Annotated in this window: 13 protein-coding genes; 12 read left to right on the forward strand and 1 reads right to left on the reverse strand. The window is 59.8% G+C overall.

Features of this window, described 5'->3' with window-relative positions:
• Positions 1-96: 96 nt before the first annotated feature.
• Complete coding sequence (gshB, locus tag B3M53_RS00625) at positions 97-1,041, reverse strand: glutathione synthase (RefSeq protein ID WP_286799452.1); 945 nt, start codon at positions 1,039-1,041, stop codon at positions 97-99.
• 154 nt (positions 1,042-1,195) lie between these two features.
• Between gshB and B3M53_RS00630 the strand changes: the two genes are divergently transcribed.
• The 12 genes from B3M53_RS00630 (at position 1,196) to B3M53_RS00680 (ending at position 12,143) form a co-directional block, all read left to right on the forward strand.
• Positions 1,196-2,992 (forward strand): tetratricopeptide repeat-containing sulfotransferase family protein, encoded by a 1,797-nt coding sequence (locus tag B3M53_RS00630; RefSeq protein WP_286799459.1) that lies wholly within the window; start codon positions 1,196-1,198, stop codon positions 2,990-2,992.
• A gap of 45 nt (positions 2,993-3,037) precedes the next feature.
• Positions 3,038-3,544, forward strand: coding sequence for a hypothetical protein (locus tag B3M53_RS00635; protein ID WP_273020302.1), 507 nt, complete (start codon positions 3,038-3,040; stop codon positions 3,542-3,544).
• Positions 3,545-3,565: 21 nt separating this feature from the next.
• A complete protein-coding gene (locus B3M53_RS00640) occupies positions 3,566-4,072 on the forward strand; it encodes a hypothetical protein (RefSeq protein WP_273020303.1) in 507 nt (168 codons plus the stop codon).
• 331 nt (positions 4,073-4,403) lie between these two features.
• Entirely contained in the window at positions 4,404-5,498 is a 1,095-nt protein-coding gene (locus tag B3M53_RS00645; protein WP_273020304.1) for a DUF262 domain-containing protein, read from the forward strand.
• A gap of 4 nt (positions 5,499-5,502) precedes the next feature.
• Positions 5,503-6,144: an MAE_28990/MAE_18760 family HEPN-like nuclease gene (locus B3M53_RS14725; protein WP_414690677.1), complete on the forward strand. Its 642-nt coding sequence runs from the start codon at positions 5,503-5,505 to the stop codon at positions 6,142-6,144.
• Positions 6,145-6,461: 317 nt separating this feature from the next.
• Positions 6,462-8,009, forward strand: a complete 1,548-nt coding sequence (gene ffh / locus B3M53_RS00650) for a signal recognition particle protein (protein WP_273020305.1) — start codon at positions 6,462-6,464, stop codon at positions 8,007-8,009.
• 18 nt (positions 8,010-8,027) lie between these two features.
• Positions 8,028-8,480 (forward strand): 30S ribosomal protein S16, encoded by a 453-nt coding sequence (rpsP, locus tag B3M53_RS00655; protein ID WP_273020306.1) that lies wholly within the window; start codon positions 8,028-8,030, stop codon positions 8,478-8,480.
• Between the two features lie 166 nt (positions 8,481-8,646).
• Positions 8,647-9,894 carry a Y-family DNA polymerase gene (locus B3M53_RS00660; RefSeq protein WP_286799454.1) on the forward strand — a complete coding sequence of 416 codons (1,248 nt, stop codon included), beginning with the start codon at positions 8,647-8,649 and terminating at the stop codon, positions 9,892-9,894.
• A complete protein-coding gene (locus tag B3M53_RS00665; protein WP_286799455.1) occupies positions 9,894-10,145 on the forward strand; it encodes a hypothetical protein in 252 nt (83 codons plus the stop codon). Before B3M53_RS00660 ends, B3M53_RS00665 begins: the two co-directional genes overlap by 1 nt.
• A gap of 74 nt (positions 10,146-10,219) precedes the next feature.
• Positions 10,220-10,750, forward strand: coding sequence for a ribosome maturation factor RimM (gene rimM, locus B3M53_RS00670; protein WP_286799456.1), 531 nt, complete (start codon positions 10,220-10,222; stop codon positions 10,748-10,750).
• A 64-nt stretch (positions 10,751-10,814) separates the two neighbouring features.
• Positions 10,815-11,432, forward strand: coding sequence for a hypothetical protein (locus tag B3M53_RS00675; RefSeq protein WP_286799457.1), 618 nt, complete (start codon positions 10,815-10,817; stop codon positions 11,430-11,432).
• 6 nt (positions 11,433-11,438) lie between these two features.
• Entirely contained in the window at positions 11,439-12,143 is a 705-nt protein-coding gene (locus B3M53_RS00680) for a hypothetical protein (protein WP_286799458.1), read from the forward strand.
• Positions 12,144-12,511: the final 368 nt, after the last annotated feature.

The following is a 12,511-nucleotide window of genomic DNA, read 5'->3' on the forward strand; positions in this document are numbered from 1 at the left end:
GCGTGCGTGCGCGTGACGCCGGGCGTCTTCACATCACCAGACGATGTGCGCGCGCTGGCGGACGCCCTGCCCCGACTGATCTGAGTGAAGCGGGCGTCAGGCCCGCTTGGCTTCCACCCAGTCGATCAAGAGCGCCGACACGTCGACGCCGGAAAAGCGGCGCAGCTCCTGAATGCCGGTCGGCGAGGTGACATTGATCTCGGTCAGATAGTCGCCGATCACGTCAATGCCGACAAAGACCAGACCGCGGCGTTTCAGCTCCGGGCCGATTATGCGGCAAATCTCCAGATCGCGCTCGGTCAGGTCGGATTTCACCGCCTTGCCGCCCACATGCATGTTGGCGCGCACCTCGCCCTCGGCCGGGACGCGGTTGATCGCGCCCACCGGCTCGCCATCCACCAGGATGACGCGCTTGTCGCCGTTTTTCACGTCCGGAACAAAAGCCTGCACCATCAAGGGGTCGCGGCTGAGTTGCTGGAACAACTCCACCAGCGAGGCGAGGTTTTCAGCCGTCTCGCGAATGCGGAACACGCCCGCCCCGCCATTGCCGAACAGCGGCTTGACCACGATGTCGCGATTATGGCGCTCGAAGAAATCGCGGATATCCTTTTCCGAGGACGTGATCAGGGTGGGCGGCATCACGCCTTCAAAATGGGTAACGAAGAGTTTTTCCGGCGCATCGCGCACATGACGCGGATCATTGACTACCAGCACCTGGTCCATGACATGCTCAAGCATGTGGGTCGTGGTGATATAGCTCATGTCAAAAGGCGGGTCCTGACGCAGGAAGATCGCGTCCACCCCATGCAGATCCAGCCCTTCAGGCTCTGACAGAGTCACATGCGCGCCTTGCACCCGCTCCAGCGTTTTCACCCGCTGCGCCATGGCGCGGACCTTGCCGTTCTCAAGGCTGAGATCCTTTGGCTCATACACCCAGATTTCATGGCCGCGCCCGAACGCCTCCAGCGCAATGTCGAAGGTGGAGTCCGCGTTCACATCGACACCGGTGATCGGGTCCATCTGGAAAGCAATCGTCAGCATGAAAGGCCTTTCGGGCAATGGCGGGGTCACTGCGCAGACAGGTAGGGGATCACGGGGCGGAATGGAAGATGGGCGCCAAGACTTCACAGACCACACACGATCTGGTTGTGTTCATAGACCATGGCGAAAGCCGCAATCTGAGATGGTTGTCTTGATGACTGTAAACCGGTCCATATCTCAAGCGCGAGCCTTCGAAAAACGCGGCGATGTGCAAACCGCTGCGCGCATATATGAATCCATTCTGGACTCTCATCCTGGCAATGCGCGCGCACGGCGGGCCCTTCAAAAACTGAAGGAGGCTCCAGCCCCTGACCAATCTCAAGCACCTGACGCGGGACTGTCAGACCTTTTTTCGGGGGTGGCGTCCGGTCAGGCGGCGGACGTCGTCAAACGGGCCCTGGCGCAACAAGCGCGATACGCAAAAACGCCCCTCTACTGGGTCTTGCTTGCGGATGCGCAGAAACGTCTCCGGCAGTTGGACGCGGCGCTGGACAGCTTTCGCAAGGCCGTTCGCCTGAATCCCGATTTTGCGCCTGCACAGTATAATCTGGCGAACACCTTGTTTGACCTTGAACGTTTCGATGAGGCGGAGCCTGTTTACCAGCACGCCCTGACCCTGACGCCGCCACACGCCCCTGCGCTGAACAATCTGGGCGTCATTCAGGCCTCCCGGCGCGAATACGCCCTGTCCGTAGAGACCTTTCGCCAGGCGATCCGCATCAACCCCGGTTTGAGCGAAGCGCACTTCAATCTGGGCAGTAGTCTCTATGAACTCAGCCTGTGGCGCGAAGCAGCGGAGAGTCTCGAACAGGCTGTCAGACTGGCGCCCCGACACCACCGAGCATTCAAGCTGCTCGGCGACGCTCATCTCAAGCTGGGTGATTTCGAGGCTGCCGAGGCCGCCTTCCGGAAGGCCATTTCGGCGAAACCCGATTTCGTGGACGCCTACAGATCACTCGGCCTGATGCGCGCATACGCGGCGGATGACCCAATGCTGAGCCGACTTGAAACGCTGGAGGGGCGGCCAGACCTCTCCCTGGACAGTCGGTGTCAGCTGCACTTCACTCTGGCGAAAGCCTATGACGACCAGCGCAAGGACAATCTGGCGTTCGACCATTACGTGAAAGGCAATGCGACACGCAGCGACATCACGAACTATGACATCGCTGAAGATCAGGCGCTGTTTGAAGCGCTGACCGCTGCGGCCAAACACCTGGCGGCGCTCGCGCCGGCTACGCGCGACACGACGCTCAAGCCGACCCCCATATTCATTCTGGGAATGCCACGCTCGGGCACGACCCTGGTTGAGCAGATTCTGGCGTCGCATTCAGCTGTCAGCGACGGCGGCGAACTTCCCTATGCTCTTGAGTTCGGGTTGCAGCTGGCCAGAGGACAGGTCCCGGCAAGCCCGGACGCGTTGCTGGACTTCCAAACCCAGTATCTCGAAGCTGTTGGCGAACACGATCAGGGTCTGGCCTGCGTCACAGACAAAACGCCCCACAACTTCCTTCTCACCGCGCTGATTTGCAGCGCGCTGCCGCACGCCAGGATTGTTCACACCCGGCGCAAGGCCGAAGCCGTTTGCTGGTCGAACTTCACCCGATACTTCACGTCAAAACATACAGGCTACAGTAATGATCTGGAGGATACGGTCGCCTATTACCGGCTGTACCGGACATTCATGGATCAGATGGGCGCCTTGTTCCCCGGCAGAATTCATGAGCTGGATTATGACCAGCTGACCGAAAATCCTGAGAAGCTGATCCGCGGTCTGCTGGACAGTCTCGACCTGCCGTGGGAGCCGGCGTGCCTGACGCCAGAAGAGAACAGGCGCAGCGTCGCAACCGCCTCATTCCGTCAGGTCAGGGCTCCCATCTACACAGGGAGCTCGCAGGCCTGGCGACGGTTTGAGCCCTTCATCGGCGATGCATTCGCCGCTTTCCAGCAATAGAGCTTTCTCCTTGCCGGGATTTTACGCGCCCCATAAACTCGCCCGATGCGCGAGTTTTTCTCACCTCTGCTTGGTCTGCTGGCTCTGGTCGCCTGCTCCCCGCTTGAGCCGCATGAACAGCACATATTGGACGCCTGCGGCACGCTGGAGCGCGATTACACGCGGTCTGTCCAGGCGGCAGAACGCGGAGACCTCACCGCGATAGACTGCGAGATTGCGGTCGCGGATGGCGTGTTCATGGGGCCGGATGACAACCCGCCCAACGCCATCACCAGCGTCAGCTATCGCTATCTTCGCTGGATCGTCACAGGTGAACAGCCCGCAGACATCGCCGAACTGGCGGGGCTTCTGGACCAGCAGGCTCTTGAAGCCAATCTATCGCTGATCTTCACCCATCATCTGGACGCGACCGGCCAGCTTTATGCCGGGCGTTATGACGAAGCAGGCTGTTTCCTGCGCCCGCCCCGTATGGACCAACTCTACCGCGCCGCCCAGCCGCACCCCGACATGGCGGCGTGCGAGACCGCGGTGCGGGACCATCCGTTTGGCTAGATGGCAGGAAAGGCTGGAAAGATGCGTATGATTGTCGTCTGCATGGCTCTGGCGCTCGGTCTGACGGGCTGCGGCCGTCTTGAACCCCATCAGCGGCGCATACTGGAGGCATGCGGGACGCTGGATCCAGATTTTGACGCCACGCGCCAGGCCGCCTATCGCGGCGAGCTCGCCGCCATTGATTGTGAGATCGCCATCGCCGACGGCGTATTCATGGGGCCGTATGATGACCCGCCCGATGCCCTGTTCAGCGTGACCTTCCGCTATCTGCGCTGGATCGTGACAGGCGAACAGCCCGACGACATTCTCGAACTCGCCGCCCTCTGCGACCAGTTCTATCTGATCAATCGTCTGACCATTCATTATGATCAGTATCTGATCAAGACGGGGCAGCCCTATTCAGGGCTTTTTGACAAAAACGGCTGTTTCCTGCGCCCGCCCCGCATGGACCAGCTCTATCGCGCCGCCCAGCCCCATCCTGACATGGCGGCGTGCGAGAGCGCGGTGCGGGAGCATCCGTTTGGTTAGCTCAGGCGGCAGCGGAGCTGTGAAGAGGCAACGACAATAAAGCCCATATGGCTATTGCTGACCCCTGAACTCATTTTCACTTTGGTCGCCTCCACCCGTTGGAGCCGCAAGCCCAGCTCATACGATGCGTTTATAGGCTCAAACCGCACGACATCAGCTATTTTAGAAAGTGCTGCGTGTTCGAACATCACAAGCTCGGACGGCACCTGTAGGTTGGACCAATCGTCCTTGCGTGTTGCAAGGTCGCCTCATACGATCCGGGTCGTATACTAAATAGTTTCGCGCCCGATCACTTAATCTCGGTGCGGACATTTTTCGAATGGGAAGCAAGGTGAATCTTCAAGAACGTATCGCCGAGCGCCGAAAAGAAATACGGACAGATGGCTATCCGATCTCCATCGGTGAATGGATATCGCTCTACCAAAATGGCGAACTCGATATTCATCCGGAGTTTCAGAGGTTTTTCCGATGGTCTGACACCCAGAAGACCTCACTTATAGAATCGATCCTGCTCGGAATCCCCATCCCTTCGATTTTTGTAAGCCAACGCGAAGACGGAGTGTGGGACGTGATCGATGGCCTGCAGCGGCTTTCAACGATTTTTCAATTCGTTGGCGTGCTAGCGGATGAGCATGGTGAGCGTTTAAAGCCTTTAGCCTTGCACGCCACCAAATATATTCCGGAACTAGAGGGTGTCGAATGGTCCCCAGAAAGTAAAAATCCACTCCCTGCTGATGCGAGGCTCATATTTAAACGGTCTAAAATAAATTCATCTATAATACTAAGGGAAAGCGACGAAACCGCGAAATATGATCTATTCCAACGATTAAACACTGGTGGTAGCCAAGCATCAGATCAAGAAGTAAGAAACTGCATCCTTGTAATGATTAATACAGAGATGTTTCGATGGATGAAACAACTTGCGGATTATGAGGCCTTCAGAGAATGCATTGCGATAAGCGATAGACTTGAATTGGAGGCATATGACTTAGAACTCATCCTGCGATTTATAATTTTTTCTCAAATCGACGAATCCAATTTAAATTATATTGGAGATGTCGGAGTATTTCTTACTGAGAGAATGCGAGAAATAGCGGAATCCAAAGAATTTGACTTTAAGCTCGCGGAACATTCTTTTAAAGAGACGTTTGACTTACTTCTAAGAGAGTTGGCTGATAGTTCATTCAAGAGATACAATGTAGAGAAGGGTCGTTTCCAAGGAGGCTTTGCAATTTCACAATTCGAATCGGTTGCTTGTGGCATTGGATTTAATGTTTCACAGGGCAGGATCCCGACCGAAATCACAGAAAAGGTTGCGGCACTGTGGTCTAATGAGGATTACACTAAATGGACCGGATCGGGAATTACTGCTGCGCGCCGCCTACCTCGGATTATCCCCATCGGTCGAGAAGTTTTTAGTTCATAGGCCGATGGTTAGATCGACTGAAGAATTAACTGATAAACTAGCGCGGGAGCGAATCTGGCGCCTTAAGGAAATATCAGCAATCAAGACAAGAGGCCTGAGCGCGAGCACTAGCCCTCTAGACCGATCGATCATGTTTCGAGCAGGCTGCGTACTATTTTATGCCCACTGGGAAGGCTACGTAAAGACATCTTCTACGCTGTTTCTAAAGTATATATCTTTGCAAAGAATACCTCTTTCAAATATGGCAGATTTTTTAGCCTCGATTTATATACGCCAAACTTTAGGCGGGCAGCCATCCGAGGATGAAATTTCCAAGTTCTGTAAGTTTGCACTTTTTAGCGAAACTTTTTGCCCGCGAATAAAGTACAAATTAGCAATAGACTTAGAGTCCAATCTTTCAAGCAAGGTTCTGAAAAAGCTCTGTGCTCAAATAGGAATAGACTACGTAGCATTTGAAACAAGAAGCGTTTTTATAGATGAGATCTTATTAAGAAATCGAAACCGGGTAGCTCATGGAGAACATGGTAACATTGATTCTGATACTTTCGAAAACCTAAGTGAGCAGGTGACTGATCTGATATCTATATTTCACAATCAGATAGATAATTCAGTTGCATCGTCCGCATATCGCAAGCAGGTCGCGTAACCTTTCACTAAGTGACCATCGAGCCCTCCTCTTCTGGAAGCGCTTAGTCTCCCCCCGCTTCAGCCCTGTGGGATAAGGTCATCGCTATCCTCACCCTTGACTCTTCCCCGCCCCCCGCGTAAACGCCCACGCTTCAGTGCAAGCGCCACTCGCTTGCCTTACCCGCACACGGCGTCCTGCAATGATCAGGATAAAACGCCCGGAGGCGGGCGAGGTCTCCCGCTCGACGAAGGCTCGTCCAGTGGGATGGTTGCGGCGTGCGCGCTTGATCCACACCTTATCGGTGTGACCAGAAGCGAAACGAGGCAGGCGAACACATGTTCGACTCACTTTCAGAACGGCTTTCCGGCGTCTTTGACAGCCTGACCGGGCGCGGCGCGCTGTCAGAAAAGGATGTGGACGCCGCCCTGCGCGAGATCCGCGTGGCCCTTCTGGAAGCCGATGTCGCCCTGCCGGCGGTGAAGGACTTCACGTCCAAGGTCCGTGAAAAGGCGATCGGCGAAGACGTCATCCGCTCGGTCAGCCCCGGCCAGCAAGTCATCAAGATCGTCCATGACGGTCTGGTGGATCTGCTCGGCGGCGAAGGCGAGCCCGAAGGCCTGAACCTCACCGGCGAGCCGCCCGTGGCCATCCTGATGGCGGGTCTTCAGGGCTCGGGTAAGACCACCACCACCGCCAAGCTCGCCAAACGCATTTCCGAGCGCGAGAAGAAAAAAGTCCTCGTCGCCTCGCTCGACACCCGCCGCCCGGCGGCGATGGAGCAGCTGGCGCAGATGGCGGAAAAGGCCGGCGTGAACTGCCTGCCCATCGTCAAGGGTCAGTCCGCCGTCGAGATCGCCAAGCGCGCCATGAGCGCGGGTCGCCTTCAGGGCTATGACGTGGTGATCCTGGATACCGCGGGCCGCACCTCCATCGATGAAGAGATGATGGGCGAGGCCGCCAAGATCGCCGATGTGGCGCGGCCGCGCGAAACCCTTCTGGTGGCTGACAGCCTGACCGGTCAGGATGCGGTGGAGACCGCCAAGCGCTTTGACGAGCGTCTGAAGCTGACCGGCCTGGTGCTGACCCGGATGGATGGTGATGGCCGCGGCGGCGCCGCGCTATCCATGCGCTGGGTCACCGGCCTGCCGATCAAATTCCTGGGCGTCTCTGAAAAGGTCGACGGGCTGGACGCGTTCGACGCGAAACGCCTGGCGGGCCGTATTTTGGGGCGCGGCGACATCGTCTCGCTGGTGGAAAAAGCCGCCGCCGAGGTCGATCACGAGAAAGCCGAACGCCTCGCCAAGAAAATGGCCAAGGGCAAGTTCGACCTTGAAGACATGGCCGACCAGCTGCGCCAGCTTCAGAAAATGGGCGGCATTTCCGGCATGATGGGTTTCCTGCCGGGCATGAACAAGGCGGCGAAGGCCCAGATGGCCAATGCCGGGTTCGACGACAAGGCGCTGAAACGCCAGGAAGCGATTATCCTGTCGATGACCCGCGAAGAGCGCGCCAAGCCTGACCTCCTCAAAGCCAGCCGCAAGCGCCGCATCGCCATGGGCGCCGGCGTCGCTGTGCCGGAGGTGAACAAGCTTTTGAAAATGCACCGCCAGATGGCGGACATGATGAAGAAGATGGGCAAGAAGGGCAAAAAGGGCGGCATGCCCGGAATGCCTGGAATGCCCGGAATGGGCGGCGGCATGCCGGGCATGGGCGGCGGAATGCCCCCCGGTCTCGGCGATGCGGCCTCTGATCTTCTCAAAGGACACGCGCCCAAGGGCGCCGACCTGCCGGGGCTGGGCGGCCCAGGCGACCAGGGATTGCCAGGTATTGGCGGACCGCTGGGGCCAGACGGCCTTCCGCTCGGCCTCTCGAAGAAAAAATGACCTTAAAGGACCACATCCATGTCTGTTAAAATTCGTCTCGCCCGTGGCGGCGCCAAGAAGCGTCCGTACTACCGCATCGTCGTCACCGACTCGCGCATGCCGCGCGACGGCCGCTTCATCGAGAAAATCGGTCACTACAACCCGATGCTGCCGAAAGACCACGACAACCGCGTGGCTGTGGACACCGAGAAAGCCGCCGAGTGGATCAAGAAAGGCGCCCAGCCGACCGATCGCGTGGCGCGCTTCCTGAAAGACGCCGGCGTCTATGAATGGGCCCACGGCAACAACCCGAAAAAAGCCGAGCCGGGCGAAAAAGCCAAAGAGCGCGCTGCTGAGCGTCTCGAAAAGGAAGAAGCCAAGAAGGCTGCCGCCGCTGAAGCTGAAGAAGCCAAAGCCGCTGCCGCCGCCGCTCCGGCTGAAGAAGAAGCGCCGGCTGAAGAGGCCGCCGCTGAAGAAGAAAAGTCCGAATAGGACTTTCTTTTCCAGGCATTTGATCAACCCCGCCGTGGAAACGCGGCGGGGTTTTTCACATCTGGAGTCAGCGATTAGCACGCCGGCCTGACTCTTTCGGGTTTTTCCCTGAACGCATTTGTTCTATCTTTGTTCCAAAGCGGACAGCCGCCTGCGGAACAGACACATGCGCAAGCCCGACACCATCGAGCAGCTCTATCTCGACTTTGACAGCTTCTTCGCCAGCGTCGAGCAATACGCCGATCCGCGCCTGCGGGGCCGCCCCGTGGGCGTGATCCCCATGAAGGGCGCGCGCAACACCTGCATCATCGCCGCCTCGAAAGAAGCCAAGGCGAAGGGCGCCAGCTCTGTCATGACCGTACGCGAGGCGCGCGAGGCCGTGCCCGACATGATCCTGGTGGATCAAAAGCCCGACCTGTACCGCCGCATGCACGCCGTGATGCTCGCCGAGATCCGCGCCGTGCTGCCCATCGGGGCGGTGAAATCCATCGACGAGCTGACCTGCAAGCTCGACGCCCGCGCGATCGCCGACCCCGAGGGCGTGTCAGACGCGATCAAGGCGCGCATCGCGGCGGAAACGGGTGGTGTGGTCACCGCCTCCATCGGCATGGCGCCCAACCGCTTCCTCGCCAAAATGGCCTGCAAGCTCGGCAAGCCTGACGGTCTGACGATCTGGCGGCCTGAAGACCTGCCGGGGCCCTTGCTCAAGCGCCCGATCGAGGAAGCGCCGGGCATCGGGTCGTCCATGCGCAAGCGCCTTCTGAAAGCGGGCGTGGCGGATATGAAAGCGCTCTGGGCGCTGCAGCCCAAGCAGATGCGCGCCCTGTGGCGCAATGTGGCGGGCGAGCGCTTCTGGTATGCGCTGCACGGTTACGACATCCAGGCCGAAGCCGCCCAGCGCCGCATGTATGGCCATGGCCGCGTGCTGCCGCCCAGCCATCGCAGCTGGCCCAGCGCCTATGACTGCGCGCGGCTTTTGACGGTTAAGGCCGCCCGCCGCATGCGCCGCGACGGCCGCACCGCCGGGCGCATGGGGCTGTGGCTGCGCCATATTGACGGCGGCTGGAGCGGGGAGCTTCCCCTGCACAGCGCCCGCACCGACCGCGACTGCCTGAAAGCGCTGGATGCGCTCTGGGCGGCGGCGCAACGCTCTGACCCCCGCGCGCGGCCCATGCGGGCGGGCATGTATCTGTGCGATCTCGATGATCCCGGCGTCACTCAGACCGACTGGTTGGTGGAGGATAACGCTGAAGACCGCGCCCGCCGCAACGCGCTGCAGGACGCCATCGACTCGCTTAACAGCCGCTACGCCAAGTCGCTTGTCACCCAAGGGGTCTGGACCCCGCCGCCGGGCGGCTATGCGGGCGGCAAGATCGCCTTCACACGTATCCCCTATGCCGAGGACTTCTGGTGATGACCTGGAAAACCGAACTTCGCCTTGACGATCTGCCGCCGCTGAGCCGGCTGGAAGCGTTTTGCAAGACCTGCAGCGCGGCGCGCTATTACACCGCGCAGGAATTGCTGGCCCGCCGCGCCCTCCAGCACGCCCATCTTGATCAGGTGGAGACCGCGCTTCGATGCGTCCAGCCCGGCTGCGGCGGCGCGGTGGCGCTCTATGAAGCCAGCTCGGGCGAGACCGAAGCCTTTCAGGGCGGCATGCCCTAGCGCCTCTCGCGCAGCGGCCGTCTTGAGCTGGAGCGCTCTTCAGGGCAGACAGAGCGCCAGAAAAGGATCCCGCCATGCCCGCACCTGAAGAAGAGCTTGTCGTCATCGCCGCTGTCGCGGGCGCCCATGGGGTGCGCGGGGATGTGAAGATCAAGCCCTTCGGCGACGCTGCCCAAGTCTGCAGCTATGGCCCGTTCCTGGATAAATCCGGCGCGGTGATCCTGACCCCGACGCAAGCCAAACCCGGCCCCAACGGCACCGTGACGATCCGGCTAAAGGAAAATCTCACCCGTGAACAGGTGCAGGCGATGAAGGGCACGCTGCTGCACGCCCCGCGCAGCGCCTTGCCGGAATTGGAAGAGGACGAGTTCTATTATTCAGACCTGATCGGTCTGACGGTGGAAAATCTTGAGGGTGAAGCGCTTGGCAAGGTGAAATCGGTGCAGGATTTCGGCGCCGGCGATCTGCTGGAAATCTCAGGCCCTGACGGCGTCTGGTTTCTGCCCTTCACCAAAGCGGCGGTCCCCCATATGGACCTCGCTGCCGGCAAACTCGTCGCCAACCCGCCGGAAACCATTGAAGGCGATGAAGACAAAGACCAATAAGCGCGAACTCGCTTGATGGGCGAGAAAGGCTGGGGCACCCTCTCTTCAAAAGAGGGGGATATCCATGATCTGGCTCGCCGCGCTGGCATTGGCTGCGCAGGACCCGCAGTTGGTAGAGTGCGGCCTGCGCGGCGTCTCCGAACGCGATGATCCCAGACGCGCGCCAGAGCAGATCACGGCTCAATGCCCGGAAGGTCATGACGGATTGCAGGCTGAAGCCGACAGAGTATTGGCCCAGATTGACTTGCCGTCACGACGACTAGCCAGATTTTCCAGCTATAGTGTCGCCGACAGGCTGGCCTTCCAGCGAGATGGCGCGGTCTGGCAGGCCCTTCCGGGCCAATGGCTCCTGAAAACGGACATCCTCTTTCCCATGCGCGCAGCCGAGTATGGCGCAACACACATGGTCTGCACCTTTGCAGCGCGCCCGACCAATGACGGGGCGCTCAATGACCCCAATGTGGTTTGCCTATCCGATGTTGATCGCGCGGAGCGCACCTTAAGTCGTGCACTGCATCAAGAGCTGCAAAACTGGCGCCTGGCGCCGACGCCTTACGAATACTGCATGAATGAACAACTTTATGTGGGTGCACAGATCATCACACCGTCAGGGGCGCAAGCCGAAACACAGATGCCTGACCCGGCCCGCCTGCCTGACTTGTGCCGCGAAGGCGAGGACTGATCCCCCATGCCCCGCCTGATTGCGCTCCTCCTTCCACTGTTCCTCCTCACCGCCTGCGCCACCGCCCCGGACAATCTGCCGGATCGCGAGTGTGCGGTGACGACAGCGGTGCTGAGTCCGATTCTGGGGGCGGCTGCTGAAAGCGGCGACAGCGCCGAGCTGGCGCGGCGCACGGGGCTCTGGCCCGAAGCGGGCTCTGACCGTTGGGCCTATGTGCAGCAAATGGGGTTTTCGCCAACCTGGCGCTCTGGCGCGACGGATCAGGCCCTGCGCAGCGTCTATTGGCGAGCCTACAGCCCCCTGCAGCGCGATGTCGGCCTGAGCCGGGTCGAGCGCGAGATGCGCGCCTGGGAGGCAGCCTATGAAGAAGTCGGCGATGACCGGCTCTACGCCGATGCGGCGTTGTGGTCAGCGTTTCTGGCTGACAATCAATCCCGACGCGCCACGCCCTGCGCCCAAGCGCTCGCCGAGCAGTATGGGGCGCAACAGGTGCGCGCCTCAGCCCCGCGCGCAGCCAAAGCCGTCCGCATCGAACCGAGCCGTCCAGTGTTCAGCGCCAATAGCGACCGCGCCCTGATCGCCGCGCGCACCGTTTATCCTGAACTGAACCCTGGCGACGGCGCGCGCGTCACCGGCACGGTCTGGCTGCTCAATCCTCGAACCGACGGCAGCTGGCGCGTGATCAGCGCCCGGCGCACAGATCTGCAGTAAGGCATGGTCTGAAACGCCGCATGGGCCTCCGGATCAAGTCCGAAGGCCGAGAGGGTTCTACTCTACATCTCGGTCCTCGGGCTTGACCCGGGGACCCACAAGCCCCGCGCGCGAACGCAAGGGTGAGCCAAATGACGGGTCGCGCGGGAGCGGGCCGTTTGAAGGTGAACGATAAGTCTTGGAAGCCAAACCCGGCTCCCGCGCTGGAGATGTTTTATCGGGATCACCGCGCGGAGACTTCTGCGCTGTCGCGCCGCCGGTGCAGTCACCGTCTCATCAGACGCCGCTGCCCTGGACCGCTCGGTGATGATCCGCCTTTTCGGACAGAGCATGCGTTAAACGCCTTGTCCTCGGGACATCCCGCCCCT

This window comes from Oceanicaulis sp. UBA2681, from assembly GCF_002354675.1.
In the GTDB taxonomy this organism is placed as follows: Bacteria; Pseudomonadota; Alphaproteobacteria; order Caulobacterales; family Maricaulaceae; genus Oceanicaulis; species Oceanicaulis alexandrii.